The organism is Dysgonomonas sp. 37-18 (assembly GCF_001899125.1).
Lineage (GTDB): Bacteria > Bacteroidota > Bacteroidia > Bacteroidales > Dysgonomonadaceae > Dysgonomonas.
In genome coordinates, this window is sequence record NZ_MKVC01000046.1 from 23,021 (window position 1) to 40,677 (window position 17,657).

Annotated in this window: 15 protein-coding genes; 8 read left to right on the forward strand and 7 right to left on the reverse strand. The window is 36.7% G+C overall.

Annotated elements, in window-relative coordinates:
- Positions 1-24 precede the first annotated feature (24 nt).
- From BGO84_RS17030 to BGO84_RS17045, 4 genes are all read right to left on the reverse strand, one after another.
- Positions 25-1,572 (reverse strand): peptide MFS transporter, encoded by a 1,548-nt coding sequence (locus BGO84_RS17030; RefSeq protein WP_291031007.1) that lies wholly within the window; start codon positions 1,570-1,572, stop codon positions 25-27.
- A 145-nt stretch (positions 1,573-1,717) separates the two neighbouring features.
- A complete protein-coding gene (gene purU / locus BGO84_RS17035) occupies positions 1,718-2,581 on the reverse strand; it encodes a formyltetrahydrofolate deformylase (RefSeq protein WP_135105258.1) in 864 nt (287 codons plus the stop codon).
- A 9-nt stretch (positions 2,582-2,590) separates the two neighbouring features.
- On the reverse strand, positions 2,591-4,444 hold the full coding sequence (locus BGO84_RS17040; RefSeq protein ID WP_135105259.1) for a DNA topoisomerase IV subunit B: 1,854 nt from the start codon (positions 4,442-4,444) through the stop codon (positions 2,591-2,593).
- A gap of 159 nt (positions 4,445-4,603) precedes the next feature.
- On the reverse strand, positions 4,604-5,137 hold the full coding sequence (locus BGO84_RS17045) for a hypothetical protein (RefSeq protein WP_291031009.1): 534 nt from the start codon (positions 5,135-5,137) through the stop codon (positions 4,604-4,606).
- Between the two features lie 222 nt (positions 5,138-5,359).
- Here BGO84_RS17045 and BGO84_RS17050 point away from each other — a divergent pair, with 222 nt between their 5' ends.
- Positions 5,360-6,148 carry a hypothetical protein gene (locus BGO84_RS17050; protein ID WP_291031011.1) on the forward strand — a complete coding sequence of 263 codons (789 nt, stop codon included), beginning with the start codon at positions 5,360-5,362 and terminating at the stop codon, positions 6,146-6,148.
- A gap of 15 nt (positions 6,149-6,163) precedes the next feature.
- Here BGO84_RS17050 and BGO84_RS17055 read toward each other — a convergent pair whose 3' ends face one another.
- Together BGO84_RS17055 and BGO84_RS17060 are read right to left on the reverse strand one after the other, a co-directional pair.
- Entirely contained in the window at positions 6,164-6,784 is a 621-nt protein-coding gene (locus BGO84_RS17055) for an EcsC family protein (protein WP_291031013.1), read from the reverse strand.
- A gap of 91 nt (positions 6,785-6,875) precedes the next feature.
- Complete coding sequence (locus BGO84_RS17060) at positions 6,876-7,385, reverse strand: thioredoxin-like domain-containing protein (protein ID WP_006842786.1); 510 nt, start codon at positions 7,383-7,385, stop codon at positions 6,876-6,878.
- A gap of 407 nt (positions 7,386-7,792) precedes the next feature.
- Here BGO84_RS17060 and BGO84_RS17065 point away from each other — a divergent pair, with 407 nt between their 5' ends.
- The 3 genes from BGO84_RS17065 to BGO84_RS17075 all read left to right on the forward strand — a co-directional run bounded on the left by BGO84_RS17065 (position 7,793) and on the right by BGO84_RS17075 (position 11,521).
- Positions 7,793-9,106 carry an aspartate kinase gene (locus BGO84_RS17065; RefSeq protein WP_291031015.1) on the forward strand — a complete coding sequence of 438 codons (1,314 nt, stop codon included), beginning with the start codon at positions 7,793-7,795 and terminating at the stop codon, positions 9,104-9,106.
- A 15-nt stretch (positions 9,107-9,121) separates the two neighbouring features.
- A complete protein-coding gene (gene lysA, locus BGO84_RS17070; protein ID WP_291031016.1) occupies positions 9,122-10,279 on the forward strand; it encodes a diaminopimelate decarboxylase in 1,158 nt (385 codons plus the stop codon).
- Positions 10,280-10,369: 90 nt separating this feature from the next.
- Entirely contained in the window at positions 10,370-11,521 is a 1,152-nt protein-coding gene (locus BGO84_RS17075; protein ID WP_291031018.1) for a glycosyltransferase, read from the forward strand.
- A gap of 13 nt (positions 11,522-11,534) precedes the next feature.
- Here the strand turns inward: BGO84_RS17075 and BGO84_RS17080 are convergent, their stop codons facing one another.
- A complete protein-coding gene (locus tag BGO84_RS17080; RefSeq protein WP_291031021.1) occupies positions 11,535-12,230 on the reverse strand; it encodes an archaeosortase/exosortase family protein in 696 nt (231 codons plus the stop codon).
- A gap of 377 nt (positions 12,231-12,607) precedes the next feature.
- Between BGO84_RS17080 and BGO84_RS17085 the strand changes: the two genes are divergently transcribed.
- The 4 genes from BGO84_RS17085 to nth all read left to right on the forward strand — a co-directional run bounded on the left by BGO84_RS17085 (position 12,608) and on the right by nth (position 17,570).
- On the forward strand, positions 12,608-13,927 hold the full coding sequence (locus BGO84_RS17085; RefSeq protein ID WP_252638048.1) for an outer membrane protein transport protein: 1,320 nt from the start codon (positions 12,608-12,610) through the stop codon (positions 13,925-13,927).
- Positions 13,928-13,983: 56 nt separating this feature from the next.
- Positions 13,984-14,610 carry an LPS export ABC transporter periplasmic protein LptC gene (lptC, locus tag BGO84_RS17090; RefSeq protein WP_252638047.1) on the forward strand — a complete coding sequence of 209 codons (627 nt, stop codon included), beginning with the start codon at positions 13,984-13,986 and terminating at the stop codon, positions 14,608-14,610.
- A gap of 106 nt (positions 14,611-14,716) precedes the next feature.
- A complete protein-coding gene (locus BGO84_RS17095; RefSeq protein WP_291031023.1) occupies positions 14,717-16,843 on the forward strand; it encodes a peptidylprolyl isomerase in 2,127 nt (708 codons plus the stop codon).
- 76 nt (positions 16,844-16,919) lie between these two features.
- Entirely contained in the window at positions 16,920-17,570 is a 651-nt protein-coding gene (nth, locus tag BGO84_RS17100; RefSeq protein WP_291031025.1) for an endonuclease III, read from the forward strand.
- Positions 17,571-17,657: the final 87 nt, after the last annotated feature.

Here is a 17,657-nt window from a genome sequence, read left to right on the forward strand (position 1 = left end):
TGTTTATATATAATTTTATAATTCCTACTTTGTTATACGTTCAAGCCATTTCAGCATTGCAAACATAATAATCATTGAGACAAAACATGCTGCGATAAATACAGCCCATGTAGACCATAATGGAGTACTTGTATATAAAACAGCTCCGATCCAAAGGAATGAATTGGCTAGAGCTGTTGCGCCAAGCCAACAACCTTGCATAAGTCCCTGATATTTAGGTGGTGCGACTTTCGATACGAATGAGATTCCAAGTGGACTGATAAATAATTCAGCTATTGTAAGAATAAGATATGTAACAATTAACAATAATGGAGTTATTTTCATTGTTGCAGGCAATCCTCCAGCCATAGCTTTAACTTCTGAAGCTTCGGGCATACTTATGGTTCCTATTAATAGAACAGCGTATGCTATAGCAGCAATACCCATACCTATCGCAATTTTTTTAGGAGTTGAAGGTTCCTTCCCTTTTGATCGTAACCAACCAAATACAGCAAGTATAATCGGGGTTAGGAATACAACGAAGAAAGGATTTATTGATTGAAATAATTCAGCTCCTTCAAGAACGAAAATACCAAGGTCAATTCTAATACTTTCTAAATTAATATAATCTTTTGCAAAGTAGGTGAGGGTTGCGCCATTTTGATGGAATGAAAGCCAAAAGAAGACAACTACAGCAAATACAGCGAACAATGCATATAGACGTTGTTTAATTTCTTTTATATCCATTTCTTTTTCGGATATGGATTCAACTGTATTAGCAGCCTCTTTTTTCTGAGCTGGATCTGGAAATCTTTTTTTGTTTATCATATAAACAGTAAGAGAGATTAACATAGCTAAAATAGCTACGCCAAACGCATAGTGAAATCCAGTCGTAAAAACATTCAAGTACTCATTTGAGAAACTTGTTAAATCAGCAGGCAGAGTATTATTTACTGTGGCACTAGAAACTAATTTTTCAAAATCAGCAATTTTATCTGATCCAATATTGCCATTTAAGTATTCGTGACAACGTTCAGGTAAAGCTCCATTATATAGGAATCCATGGGCTTTTAGCCACCAGTTTCTCATACCTACGGCTATAACAGGTGCAAAAATGGCTCCAACATTAATAAACATATAAAACAATGAAAATCCTGAATCGCGCATTTTCCCATATTCTGGATTGTCATACATCTGACCGACTAGAGCTTGTAAATTACCTTTAAATAAGCCGTTTCCAAAAGCAATAGCAAGGAGACCCAAACACGTTATAACCAAAAATAAAGGCATATTTGAAACAGGAGTCGGGGTTGGTATGGCTATTATTAAATAGCCAATGGCCATAATGATGATCCCCATTTGTATGGTACTTTTATATTTTTTTGTTCTATCTGCAATGATACCACCAACAAGTGCTAGCCCATAGATAGAACCATAGAATATAGAGTAAACTACAGTTGCGGTTGTTTCATTTAATCCGAACTTCGACATCAGGAACAGAGTTAATATAGCCATCATAATATAGAAGCCGAAACGTTCTCCCATATTTGATAATGATGCTGCTAATAAACCTTTAGGATGATTTTTAAACATACGATCGTATTTAAGATTAATATTATTATATTTTTATAGATTTTGAGTGGACTAAACTTAAAGCAGTACAAATATAACCAAACATAGTTTAAAATCTTCTAGCCATAGTATATTAAATAACATAAAACGCCAGAATATTTGTACTTTATGAGAATAAGATAGTCTTATTTTTATATACCAATATGCGCCGTTTCAGGTGACTTTCTATGGCATGAGAGAGTACAATTTTCTCTAAGTCCTGACCTTTGCGTACCAGATTCTCAACGCTGTCACGGTGAGTGATACGTGTAATATCCTGTTCTATAATCGGCCCCGCATCAAGCTCGGTTGTTACATAGTGGCTTGTAGCCCCTATTATTTTTACTCCTCGTTCGTAAGCCGCATGATATGGTCTTGCACCTACAAAGGCGGGTAAAAAGGAATGATGTATATTGATTATTTTGTTTGGATATGACTCAATAAACTTATCGGTCAGTATCTGCATATAGCGAGCTAAAACAATAAAGTCGATCTTCTTTTCTTCTAAGAGAACGAGTTGTTTTGCTTCTATTTCGTCCTTATTGTCTTTGTTGAGCTTTAGTACATGATATTCAATTCCAAAGCGTTCTGCTACCCAGCGTAGGTCTTCGTGATTGCTGATGATGAGAGGTATCTCTACTTTCCATTCTCCGGCTGTGTAGCGAGCCAGTATATCAAAAAGGCAATGCGACATTTTGGAAACAAAAACGGCCATACGAGGTGTATGGTCGTTAAAGTATAACCTGAATGTCATGTTATACTTGTTCGCATATAGGGTTTGGAAGTAGTCACTTATTTTCTCCTTCGGAATAATGAAGTTTGAGAGATCCCATTCTATACGCATAAAGAACGTATTTTCCTGTTTATCTACATGCTGCTCCAAATTGATGATATTTCCACCGTTTATATTGATAAAGTCGGTAACTGCGGCTACCAGTCCCGGACGATCGGGCGATGAAATAAGGATAATTGCGTGTGCGTTGTTATTCATATAATGATGTTAATCTTCTTCGATTACAAGATTGTCGATAATAAACTCTTGTCTTTCGGGTGTATTCTTGCCCATATAGAAGTTGAGCATGTTGCTTACCGAGTCTTCTTTTTTCATCGATACACGGTCGAGGCGAATATCTTTTCCTATGAAATGAACGAATTCATCGGGAGATATTTCCCCCAATCCTTTAAATCGTGTTATCTCCGGATTCGAACCCAGTTTTTTGATTGCATTCAGTCGTTCTTCTTCTGTATAGCAATAGATTGTCTCTTTCTTGTTACGCACACGGAAGAGAGGTGTTTGAAGAATATATACATGGTTTTTCTTTATCAGATCGGGGAAGAACTGTAAGAAAAATGTGAGTAACAACAAGCGTATATGCATCCCGTCGGTGTCGGCATCGGTTGCAATAATTATTTTGTTGTAGCGTAATCCATCCAATCCGTCTTCTATATTCAAAGCAGCCTGTAGAAGGTTGAACTCTTCATTTTCGTAGACGATCTTCTTTGTTAGCCCAAAACTGTTTAGTGGTTTACCTCGCAGGCTGAATACAGCTTGCAGATTAGGATTGCGGCTTTTTGTAATCGATCCACTCGCAGAGTCGCCCTCGGTGATAAATATGCTTGTTTCTTCCAGATTGTCTCCTTTGGCATCACTGTAATGTATACGACAGTCACGTAACTTTTTATTGTGCAGGTTCGCTTTCTTGGCACGTTCGCGAGCCAGTTTTGTTACGCCTGCAATAGCTTTACGCTCTTTTTCCGATTCCAGGATTTTTTTCAATAAAGCTTCTGAAGTATCCGCATGCTTGTGTAAATAGTTATCCAGTTCTTTCTTTAAGAAATCACCGATAAATTTCTGAACAGAAGGACCTCCGGGTCCCATATCTTTAGATCCGAGCTTAGTCTTTGTTTGTGACTCAAAAACCGGTTCTTCTACTTTTACACTTATTGCCGCAACTATTCCGCTACGGATATCTGCGTAATCGAAATTCTTGTTATAGAATTCTTTTATCACACGAGATAGTGATTCGCGAAAAGCCGACTGGTGTGTTCCCCCTTGTGTTGTATGCTGTCCATTCACAAATGAGTAATATTCTTCTCCATACTGATCTGTATGTGTGATCACGACCTCTATATCTGCCTCCTTCATGTGGATGATAGGGTATAAAGGCTCGGAAGTCATATACTCATTAAGCAAATCTACAAGACCATTTTTGGAGTGGAATTTCTTTCCATTGTATGTTATTGTTAATCCTGTATTGAGGAATACATAGTTTTTAAGAAGGCTTTCTACATAGTCATCCCTAAAGGCGTATCCTGTGAAAATTGTAGGATCCGGAATAAATTCGATAAGAGTACCATTCTCATCATTTGTAGGGTGTATTGCTTCTTCCTTTTCTACAATAGCTCTACAGTATTCAACAGAAGTTGTTTGACCATCACGATAACTTTGGATAAGGAAAAAAGAAGACAATGCATTTACGGCCTTTATACCAACACCATTCAATCCGACAGACTTCTTAAAAGCTTTAGAATCGTATTTAGCACCGGTATTCATTCTCGAAGAAACATCTTTTACTTTTCCCAATGGTACACCACGCCCGTGGTCGCGTACCTTGACAACCCCGTCGGTGATAGAGACATCGATGTTTTTGCCAAATCCCATCATATATTCGTCAATGGAGTTGTCCAGCACCTCTTTGAGAAGTACATATATACCATCATCGGCAGATGAACCGTCGCCTAACTTTCCTATATACATACCCGGACGACGGCGGATATGTTCCTGCCAGTCGAGGGTTTTTATATCATCGTCAGAATAATTTATTTCGGGTAGTACTATCTTTTCTTCTTCCATATAATCTTTTGGTACTCTTTAAGTAAATGCGGTGTAAAAATATAAAAAAAAATTGGGAACAAAAAGTCTTAAATTTCCCCATTTCATCTTATTTTTTATTTAATAAGTATTTAGTCTGTGTATTATTTGTAAAGCTGCATCTTTTATTATTTTAGGTTATCATTCACTCTCTTCAACATGTTTTTTGTTATATGCCATTAGTGAATTGATATAATCACTATTGAAAGAAATGATACGAACATTGGCTTTGCGAAAAGCGTAATATAAAGACCTGTCCCATTCTCCTTTAGGCGTAAGCGGTGTAAGGAATATGGACTTCTTGGTCGAGTCTAATATTTTACCTATCCAGCATTGGTTCTCATCCCTGTTGTCTATCTGAAAAACAATATGTTTGTCTTCAAGCCATTTGAAAAGAGAGTCTATCGATAAGTGAGGTATATCTATGTATGGTACAATGTCGGTTTTATCAGAAGCTTTCAGCACCTTTTCGGTAAACATCTCTTTTTCGGTTCTGTGTATAGATGTTATATATTTTTTATTAATGAGCATATAACCATCCACAATATAATCAGAAAAAATACTGCTGATCAGTACCCAATCTTCTCCTTCAACGAGGAGAATGCCCGATTCTAATCGTTTTCTGTCTTTTATCTTAAATGAATAGAAAACACCTTTGTTTATATGTATATGCATAAGAGCCATTTTATTGCTTGAAGATACGGCATTTTTATCATTTCTGATTATATTTATCTAAATTAGATAAAGGTTGTTACTCCCTTCGTTAGTGAGGTAAAATTGATCTGTAATTACCCAAAGTGACACGGTAGAAACCGTGTAATATGTGTTACTTTTGTTACCTTTTGTCGTATCTTTGTAAGAGCTAATATATATAATATTGAACAAATACAGGAGATTATGAAAAAAGTAGCTATACTGGGTGTTGATATCCAAAATGATTTTACCTTACCAACAGGAGAACTGTTTGTGAAAGGTGCGGATGCCGACGTGAAACGTATGGCTGATTTTATATTAAAGAATCAGGAGCAAATCTCTTATATAGCACTTACATTGGATTCTCATCAGCCGATTCATATTGCTCATCAATGTTATTGGAAAGGAGAGCTAGGCAATCGTCCGGCTCTGTTCTCTTCGATAACCGCTTCTGATGTCAGAAAAGGAGTTTGGATTCCTCAATTTAATAAAGAAAAGGCGCTTCCTTATCTTGAGCAACTGGAGGCCAAAGGAGGTGTTTGCACCATATGGCCTATGCATTGTATATTGGGTACAGAGGGATGGGCAATCAATAAGGTGTTGACAGACAGCCTGACCCAGTGGGCTATTGATAATGCACATTCGTATGAGTTGTTCTATAAAGGATATTCGCAATCAACAGAACATTATAGTATTTTTAGAGCTGCAGTAGAGTGGGAGAATGAGGTGGGAACCCACTTCAATAGAACCCTGTTATCGGTACTGAATGCTTTCGATGAAGTGTTGTTGATGGGTGAAGCGGCAGACTATTGTGTTGCAAGCTCTTTGAATGATATTCTCGATGAAAGCGATGAGTTGGCAAAGAAAGTTACTGTTCTCACAGATTGCATGTCTTGGATAAATCCGGGTAATGAGAATGCCAAGGCTATTTTTGATAAAGCAAAAAAGAAAGGGGTAAAATTTGTATTATCAACGGAATATGTTTTTGACTGATGCTTTAGTTTGGTTTTAGTCTTTTTCTGAAGCTTGTTTGTCAATAAAAATCTTTTTGGCCACTTTGCCTACTACTCTTGTTGTTATCGCATCGTATGAACCGCCTACTACGCCCCCCAATACCGGCACGGCTTTACCTAAGGAGGTGACACTCTTTTCCCCTGTTTTGCTTGCTATGCTGGTACTTACTTTTTCTGCTATTTTGGCTGCGAGCCTTTCTCCCGCTTTTACACTCACATCTTTCAGTAATTCTTTGGCTCCGTTGCCTACCATACATATATAAATTAGCGACTTTACCCTGTCTTCGCGAATATCGTGTCCTCCCATGTATGCTATGGCTGCAATCATTCGTATCTGAACATAAATTACGCTGGCTATATTAGCCGGCACCGTCAGCGGCATTATCATAACTCCTCCCAGCCCTGTCACAAAACCGCTTGTTGCTGCTTTGGCTACTTGCCATTTAATCAGAGAGTCTACCTGGGCTTCGAGTGACCCTTGTTGTGCGAGGTAGCTATTGCCCAAATCGTACGCAGAGTCTACTCCGGTAAATCCGCTTACGGCTTTAGAGTATGCCCAGTCTAGTGTTTTTGCTATTATGCCTTTGTTGACTTGTGTATTTTGTCGCTTTGCCATTCTTGTTGTGATTTACGCTGCAAGATAAAAATAAAAAGAATAAAGCGTCTCATTTTCTGGAAATGAAACGCTTTATAATAAATGAAATCAATTAATTCTTTTTCAATAACTGATCTAAATCGTTGGGTGAAAGATTCATTGCCATAATTACTCCGTTTTCATCGATTAAGTAATTCTTAAATCCTTTCCTCAATTGGTAATGATCGTATAAGCTAGAATAAGCATCGTTTTTTGCTATAAACTGATACTTCGCATCTATGCGATCCATAGTCAGCGTTCTTTCAAATACAGATTCATTCTTGTCGAAAGATACTGACACCATTCTCACAGGATACTTTTTGTTCTCTATTACATTTGCAAAAAGTACATTGTCCTTGTGTGAAGGGGCGTCATAAGCAGCCCAGAAATTTACCAATATTTTTTGACCTTTCAGATCAGACAGGTTCATTTTTGTCCCTGATTTGTTTTCTAAATTCTTGATATCAGGGAACAGGTTTCCCGGATAAATACCTTCCGAAGAAAGCCCAGAAGTTCTTGTTGTATTCGATGATAAGCCGATTAAAGCAATACCTACAAACAAGAAATACTTCGCATACTTCATAAAATAATTATTTGGTTACCACTAAAGCCTTATCCCAATGCCTCACAGAAATAGAATATGGCTCTCCCAATTTTTGGGATACAAAACAAATTATACTACGCTTAGTATATCCTTGTTTTGATTTTCGGCTGCAAAGGTAAAGTCTTTTTGTTAAATACAGAAATATATTAACTGTAATTTGATGTTTTATAATGTTAATATACTTATAATAAGGATGTTGGCTGTTTGTTTGTGTGGTGGTGTAGTTGTTTTAAGCTATCGCTTTGAATTAAAATAGACTATTGTGTATTTTTTTGATAAAAATAGAGCTTGATTGTAAATATATGTGTAAATCTGAAATGAAGGCTCAAAAATTTTTGTATTTTTGCATCTTGGTTACGGCTAATATTTATAAATAAGGTACTAATATGAAAGTTCAAAAATTTGGAAGTGCATCTATAGCTACTGTTGACAAAATAAAAGAAGTGGCTGATATTGTAGTGAAGGATAATGGCAATATTGTTGTGTTATCTTCTATGCGTGGCACGGCCGAAGCTTTGACTGAGATATCCGATTACCTATATAAAAAGAACCAAGAAGGAGCAATAGAAATAATAAATAGGCTCGAAAAGCAATATGTAGAACTGGTTGATTCTCTTTTCGAGAATGAAGAGTCTAAAAAACTGGCGCATGAGCTTTTGACTTCCAAGTTTGATTATATCCGTACATTTACCAAAGACTTGTTCACACTCTTCGAAGAGCGTGTGGTGTTGGCTCAAGGTGAATTGATAAGCTCCGAACTATTCCATCTGTATCTGTTGGATAAGAAGGTAAATGCTGTATTGATCCCTGCGCTAGAGTTTATGCGCACAGATAAAAACTCAACTCCCGATCCTGTATATATTAAAGAGAAACTATCGGCATTGCTTGAAGAGTCTAAAGATGCTGATTTGTATATCACACAAGGCTATATTTGTAAAAATGCTTATGGCGAAATAGACGACTTGCGTAAGGGCGGAAGTGATTTCAGTGCATCATTGATAGGTGTAGCTGCAAATGCCGAAGAGATAGAAATCTGGGCGGATGTAGACACTATGCAGAACAATGATCCTCGTTATGTAAAAACAACAACGCCTATCCGCCAGCTGAATTTTGATGAGGCGGCAGAACTTGCGTACTTTGGTACTAAGATACTTCATCCATCAAGTATTCTCCCTGCTAAACTTGCTGATATTCCTGTTCGTTTAAAGAATACGCAATATCCTGATGCGGCAGGTACGCTTATATCTAATAAAACAGAGGCAAATGTGATAAAGGCGGTCGGTGCAAGAGATAATATTACTGCGATAAAGATAAAGTCGGGGAAGATGTTGCTTGCCCATGGATTTTTACGTAAAATAGCAGAAGTTTTCGAAAATTATCAGACATCACTCGATATGTTGGCAACTTCGGAGGTAGGAGTATCATTGACAATTGATGACGACCGTAACCTTCAGGCCATTGTGGATGATCTGAAAAAATATGGAACTGTATCAGTAGACCCTGATATGGTAATTGTATCGGTAATTGGCGATCTGGAGTCGCAAGACTCGGGTATATCGGTAGATATTATGGGAGCCATGAAAGAAATTCCGGTGAGAATGTTGTCTTACGGAGGTAGCAGATATAATTTTTCGTTCCTTATATATAAAAAAGATAAAGAGAGAACACTTCAAATATTAAATGATAAATTGTTTAATTAATTTTTCTAATTTCAAATGACAAAAGGAAATTTTCCTGTTGATAAACTGAAAGGTATAGAGACACCTTTTTACTATTACGATACAGACTTGTTGAAAAGAACACTGAAAATCGTAAAAGAAGAAACTAAAAAATATGGATTTATTCAACACTATGCCATAAAAGCAAACGCTAATCGCAGGATATTGGAATTGATCGCCTCAGAAGGCTTTGGTGCCGATTGCGTAAGCGGAAATGAAGTGAAGGCAGCAATAACAGCAGGGTTTCCTGCGTCGAAGATTGTTTTTGCCGGTGTTGGGAAAACCGATAAAGAAATAAATTTGGCCTTAGACCTCAATATCTTCTGCTTTAATGTAGAGTCGATGCCTGAGCTCGTTGTTTTAAATGAGTTGGCAGCCAAGAAAGGTAAAACAGCGCAAGTAGCTCTTCGTATCAATCCGAATGTAGATGCGCACACTCACGAATATATCACTACAGGGCTAAATGAAAATAAGTTTGGATTCAGCATGGCTCACCTTGATAATGCAATCGAGGTACTTAAGTCATTGAAGAATCTTAAGCTTATCGGAATTCACTTTCATATAGGTTCACAAATCGAAGATGTGCATACATTCGACCCTTTGTGTGAGCGTATAAACGAACTACAGGACTTGTTTGAAGCTAAAGGAATGAAGCTTGAAAATATAAATGTCGGTGGTGGTTTTGGTATAGACTATGACGATCCGGACGCAAATCCTATTTCTGATTTTCAACGCTACTTTGAGTTATTCCATAAAGGACTAAAGTTGAGAGACGGCCAAGTTGTTCACTTCGAATTGGGAAGAGCTATTGTTGCTCAGTGCGGTTCCTTGGTGACCAAAGTTACTTATGTAAAACACGGCGAAAGCAAAACTTTTGTTATCGTAGATGCAGGTATGACAGACCTTATACGTCCGGCTCTTTATCAGGCGTACCATAAGGTGGAAAATATATCTTCCGACTTACCCATACAGAAGTATGACGTTGTAGGCCCTATTTGCGAATCATCGGATGTGTTTGTAAAAGACTACGAACTGAATGAGTCTAAAAGAGGAGATTTGTTGGTGTTACGTTCTGCCGGAGCATACGGTGAAATAATGGCATCTCAATACAACTGCAGAGATATCCCTAAATCTTATTTCTCTGATAAAATTTAATAATGTACGTTATCATATAATGTTTCAAGGGTCGTACTACGGTATGACTCTTGTATCGTTTAAAGGCCTTTCATAATACACACTATAGGAATGACTGAAATACTATCATCTTTCGAATTTAATCTGACTGAGATTGTTGGGTTCTCTATCTTTGTTCTTTTATTTATAATACAGTTGCTTTATTACTTCCTGTATTATAGAAAGCCATATAGACGGGCTACAAAAGAGACTGAGGATACAGGTAAAGCAACTCAGCTTATGCAGAAAGTGTCGGTCATTATTGTCTCTGAGAATGAGGTCGATAGTTTGTCTGAGAACTTACCTGTTATATTAGAGCAAGAATTTTTTGATTATGAGGTGATTGTGGTCAATAACGGGTCTACCGATGAAAGTGATGTTTTGTTAAGATCATTAGAGCTGCGTTATCCTAATTTATACCATACCTATCTTCCTTATTCGAATGATAAAAAGATGGATAGGCGTAAATTGGCTTTGACGATAGGTGTTAAAGCCGCAACGGGAGATATTCTGCTTTTTACCGAGCCGTATTGTAAGCCTGTATCCAATAACTGGATTTCTTCGATGGTCAATGAATTGTCTTCCGATAAAGATGTTGTGTTGGGGTATTCGTGCTTCAAAGAGAACAAGAAGTTCTTCAATCGCTTAGCTCGATTCGATAACTTACTATTTAGTATGCAGTGTATATGTTCTGTATTCAATAAAAAACCATATATAGGCAATTATCGCAATCTTCTTTTTCGTAAGCATTTATTCTTTGATCATAAAGGATATGCCTCGTTGTTGAACATAGAGAGTGGGGAAGACCTCTTTATAAGCCGGATTATGGATGAGTCAAATACATCTGTTTCTCTAGTGCAAGATAGCTTTATGGAAACAGATATAGAAGGCTTATCTCTGTGGAGACAAATAAAAAGATCGTTCTGCTCTATACGTCCATATCTGAATAAGCGAGTGACGGCATTGTTTTCGCTTGAAGCAATTACGCGTAGTGCTTTTTATTTATTGTTTATTGCCTTAGTGGTATATAGTATATTTTTCAGCCAGTGGGCTTTGCTCGGACTTTCTGTTTTCTTGTTCTTGCTAAGATTAACGACTCAACTGATTATCCTGAACAAATCTTCTCAATACTTTTTCTCGGGGAAATTCTATTTTTCTCTTCCGCTTCTGGATATAATTCAGCCTTTGTACAATATGCGCTTCAGAGGTAGACGATTCAAATAGTATCGTAAAGATGTTAATTTGATATTTTATCTTTCAGTCTGGAGAAAGGCTTGTTTATCTTTTCTTCCCATATAAGCCAGAGGATAAATATAACACCATCATAATATATCCATGTGAATATATCGCGGTGGAATACATTGAACCAGTCTTTGTAGAACTGGTAATAATTTTCTCTCGTGTTACTCCATGTACGGTTATTGTACCATTCGTTTACCGATATAAACCACTCGGGAAATGGATCTTTTATAATGTAGAAGATAAAAATAAGGCGAAGGATATTTACAATCAACAGAATAAGCAATGCCATGGGCAAATACCACAATTTCTTCTTTATCGGCCCAAAGTAAAATGTGAGAATAAATGTGAACATGAATAGTTGTTTCAGGCCCGTACAGCCCCAAACTATATCGATGGGTATAGAGCCTTCAAACTGAAGTACAGTTCCATTGATGAAAAAATTATGATTGCCTAAAACATCATGAATCAACCAGAAAATTGTTTCGGCAGTCCATAAGCAAAAACCTTCGGTGTATCGAGTGAGGTCTTTACCCAATACCAATAGTATTTTTTCATCATCTCCTATATGGACAAAAAGCTTCCATATGAATTCGAATATCAGGAAAAGTGCCAAGAACCAGATGATGTCCTTAAACGGTTCTAGTTTTTGATAATACTTATTGTTTATGAAGTTTTTATCTCGTATTCTCATTATTTTTCAAGTCACTCACAAAGGTATCAAAATAAGGATAATTAACCTTTTTAAGGCAAAAAAAATATGACATTTTATTTAAAAACTCGCTTAACTAAGTTTTTTTAATTTACTTTGCACAAATTTGATTAAGATCTGAAGAGACTTTGTGACTGGATTATAGAATTATGGCATATACTATATTTATGTTTTAACTTTCATAGTATATTTTCTTTCGAACCATAAAAAATCCAAGATAATTTATCCTCTATAAATAATAAAGTGTTCGTTTTTTTGTTATAGAATGGTGAATTATAGTTTGACAAGAACAGATGTAATTTTCATCGGGATCATAATACCCCGATAGAGTAAAGATAAATTGTATATTATATTTTATAATGTTGAAGAGAAAAGTACTTCTTTTATTTGCCGTTTCGGCTATTATGGTATGCTCAATAGAGGCACAAACAAATTCCCCTTACAGTAGGTATGGTTATGGAGTTCTGAGAGATCAGTATGTAGGTGCGTCTAAGGCGATGGGAGGCATCGGATATGGTTTGCGTAATAGCCAAAGTGCAAACCCTCTCAATCCGGCTTCGTATTCGAGAGTAGACTCTCTTACATTTTTATTTGATATGGGAGTGTCATTTAATAAGGGTAAGCTTAGTGACGGCACAAATTCAGATTCTCATTACAGCGGAGGATTGGATTATATCACAATCTTAGTACCACTCAAAAAGGGACTTGGTATGAGTTTTGGAGTAATTCCTTTTTCTTCTGTAGGATATAAATTCGGATCAACAGAGACTGCAAGCGGAGGTACTACTGTAACTTATACAAAATCGTTCACCGGATCGGGCGGCCTAAGCCAGGTCTATGGAGGACTAGGTTACTCTACACCATTGAAAGGATTCTCAGTAGGAGCAAATGCGTCTTTTCTTTTTGGTACGATGAACCACACAAGAAGTCTTCCTTCTGTAGGCTCTAGTGGTACAAATAGTTATACTTCTACCGATTATACCGAACTGTCTATAAAGTCAGCTAAATTTGATATTGGTGTTCAATATGAATTCCCTGTTTCGAAGAAAGATGTCTTTACTGTCGGTGCTGTATATTCTCCTAAGATAAACTCAAAAGCAGATTATACAAATTATCATTATGAACTGAATGTAGCAGGAGGTATTGCCAGTGGTGACACCATTACTCAGAATGGAATCAGTGCAGGTCTTCCTGAAACGTATGGAGCCGGATTTACTTGGAAACGTAACGAAAGGCTTGTTGTAGGAGCTGATATTACCTATCAGAAATGGGATGGAGTGAAATACTCTTCACTCATGGGAGATGAACTGTCCGACAGTGAACGTTTCAATAATAGATGGAGGTACAATGTAGGTGCCGAATATATGATTGATCCGTATGACAGAAGTTTCTTCAAAAAAATAAAATTCAGAGGAGGGCTTAACTATAGTAATTCTTATTTGAATGTAACCGAAGCCTCTACGAAAAAGGTAGAAGGATATAAAGAATATGGTGCAACCCTTGGATTTGGTTTCCCGATAAGGGATAATCTGGGAGGAAGGGTTTCATATATTAATTTAAACTTCGAATATAAGAAGATTAAGCCACAGATTAAAACCATGATTGCCGAAGAATATTTTGGAGTTTCTCTAAATGTGAATATTAATGAGTTCTGGTTCTTCCGTAAGAAAATTGACTAACAAAATATAACTCTATATTCAGCCTCAATAATACATTGGGGCTACTTCTTTTTAAAATGCAACAGTTAAAGACACGACAGAATCTATCGGTTGTAACAGTATTTTTATCTGTTATGGCTTTCTTTTTTATATCCTGTAAAGAAGAAGTAAAGAGTACTGTCGACCTCCATTATGATGCTGATAAGGTTCCCTCTTTGAATACGGATAGTGTAACCATGTTAATATCCGATTCGGGGCTCATACGATATAAAGTGATTGCTAAAACATGGGAAATATTCGACAGGGCGAAAGATCCCCACTGGTTTTTCCCTGACGGCCTTTATGTTGAGCAATTCGATACTATCTTTAGCATAGTTGCTACAGTAAAGGCTGATACAGCTTGGAACTTTACAAGTAAAAAGCTATGGCAACTGAAAGGACATGTTGTGATACGTAATAAGTTAGGAGAGACTTTTAAGAGCGAAGAATTATTTTGGGATCAGCGTCAGCAGAAAGTGTATTCAAAGAAATATGTAGAAGTTTTCAGACCTGATAAAATGACTTTACACGGTATGGGTGGGTTTGAGGCAAATCAACAAATGACAGAATATCGATTCTGGAATGTGAAAGACTCCCCAATAACATACAATGAAGATCAAGAAGCGAATGCAGATGATCAAAACAATGAGGAAAAGAAAGAATAGTTATTCAATTATGAATGAAATTCAATCTCAATTTATTATCTTCGTGCGCAAAAAGTTATAAATTGTAAATAAAATAACTAATAATATAAAATAATAATTTATTTAAATGGCTGCTTTACAGAAAATTAGAAGCAAATCGAGTCTCTTGATCGGAGTTATCGCTCTCGGACTATTGGCATTCGTCCTCCCTTGGAGCGAAATATCTTCTTTTATAAACAAAAGTAAGGATAAAGCATTCACTGTAGACGGTGAAGTTGTTACAACTAAGCAGTATGCAGATAGGATTGCGCAGTGGGAACATTTTCAGAAAATAATGTCTGGACAGAACTCATTGGACGAAAATGCTACTTTGCAAATTCGCGAAATGGTTTACCAACAAATGGTGAAAGAGATTATTCTCGACAAGCAGGCTGCTCAACTTGGCTTAAATGTGACCAAAGAAGAATTGAATGATATGGTTACAGGGCCTAACGTAGCTCCGATACTTCATCAGATACCATTCTTCGTTAATCCTCAAACAGGTCAATTCGAAAGAGCGGCTTTAAATCAGTTCATACAAACTATCTCTCAGGATGATACTAATTTGCCTGAGAATCAAAGAGCTGAAATACAGGCAAGGAGAGAAATCTGGACATTTATCCAGAATATGATGAAATATCAACGTCTCGAAGAAAAATATTCAGCTATAGTTGCAGGTATTGTGATTCCTACAGCCACAGAAGCTAAATCGGCTTTTGATGACTCTAAGACACAAGCCAGCATCTCGTATGTTGTACAAAAATATACTTCTATCGCAGACTCTTTAGTTGCTAAGGATGTAACAGATAAGGATATTAAAGCGTTATACGATCAACGTAAAAACAACTTTAAGCTTGAATCTGAATTACGTAAGATCTCTTACTTTGTAAAAGATGTTGTTCCGAGTGATGAAGATTATGCTGCTGTAGAAAAAGAAATCAATGCTATTCATGATAAATTTGTAGCAACAGATAATCCTGGACTACTTGTTAATGAATATTCAAACAATCAGTATGTAGATGCATTTATCTCGGTAAATACATTACCTGCAGATATGAAAGAATTTGCTCAAACAGCTACAATTGGTCAAGTAAACGGACCTGAACGCAACGAGCAATCATATATAATGTATAAGCTGGTTGACAGAACTTCTGCTGCTGACTCTGTAAAACTACAGATGATTCCATTACCTCAGGGCTTGGATCAGGCTACTGCAACTCATATCTCTGACAGTTTATTGAATGTAATTAAAGGAGGTAAAGATTTTTCTGCTCTAGCAAATGAGTTGATGCCGGGATCAAATGGCGGTAATATTGGCTGGGCTACAGAAATGGCTTTGGCTAGTGCCGGTGGAGATTTGATCAAAAAATGCTTCGGAGCAGCTAAAGGCGATGTCTTCAATGTGTCAATAAATGGTCAGACACAAATCGTACGTGTTGAAGATAAAACCAATCCTGTTGCAAAAGTTAAGATTGCACTTATACAAATGCCGGTGATTGTTAGTGATAAGACTCAAAACTTGGTAGATAACGAGTTGAACCAATTTGTTGCTGAAAACGGAAATGTTCAGAATTTCGATAATGCTGCATTAACTAAAGGATATAATATTATATCAAATGCAGTTGTTTCTCCGTCTGATATGTTATTGGGGCAGGTTGCAGGTTCTCGTCAAGTTATATCTTGGGCTTTCAATAATAAAGTTGGGTCTGTGAAGAAATTTGATAATCTTACCAACAAGAGAATCATTGCTGTAGTTAAGAATGAAATAAGCGGTGATTATATGCCGGTATCAGAAGTTTCAGCAATGTTGAAAGCTGAATTGATTAATGATAAAAAGGCAGAAAAAATAATTGCTGATCTGAAAGCTAAAAACTTGACTTCACTAGATGGATATGCTCAGGCTATAGCAGGAAGAGTTGATACTGTAAACTTTGTTACTTTCCAAACGAATAATATATCGGGTGTTGGTTACGAGCCGTTGTTGAACGTATATGCAAAACATGGGCAAGTAAACAAGCTGGAAGCTCCTAAGAAAGGTAAATCGGGAGTGTACGTGATAGATGTAACAAGTAAGACTGAAAATACAGCGACATTCGACCCGGCACAGTCAAAACAAATGATACGTCAAAGCAACATGTATCAATTGATGTCTCAGGCAATGTTGGTTTTGAAAGAAAAAATGAATGTAAAAGACAACAGGGTTGCATTCTGGTAATTATTAAAACTTAAATTATAAAAAATCCCTTATAGTTATAACTATAGGGGATTTTGTGTTTTTATCTAATTATTATATGACAAAGAAAGAACGATACGAACGTGTGATAGACTGGTTTGATAAAAATATGCCGGTTGTGGATACCGAACTCCACTATGATAGTCCATTCCATCTTTTGATTGCGGTTATTCTATCTGCTCAATGCACCGACAAGAGGGTTAATATGGTTACTCCTGCGCTTTTTGAAGCATTTCCAACACCCGAGGTTTTGGCAGTATCTTCTCCGGATGATGTTTATGAATATATCAAAAGCATTTCATACCCCAATAACAAGGCGAAGAATCTTGTTGGGATGGCAAAGAAGGTTATGGCTGATTTTAACGGCCAAATCCCCGATACTTTGGAGGAGTTGGAGTCAATACCCGGGGTTGGGCGCAAAACTGCCAATGTAATGCTTATAGTCGCTTTTAATAAGCCGGCTATGCCTGTTGATACCCATGTGTTCAGAGTTTCGAATAGGATAGGTTTGACTGATAATTCAAAAAATCCGGCTCAAACAGAACGGGAATTGATAAAATATATCCCTTCTCGATATTTATCGAAAGCACATCATTGGCTGATATTACATGGCAGATATGTATGCTTGGCTCGTAAGCCAAAATGTGAAGAATGTGGATTGACGCCATTTTGCAAATACTTCACAAAAAAACAAATTTTCATTAAGTAGTTTTGTTTAAGGGTTTTGTATATTTCGGTTAAAATATTTTGAAAAAAAGGCATTAAAATATTTGGAGATGTATAAATAAAATGCATA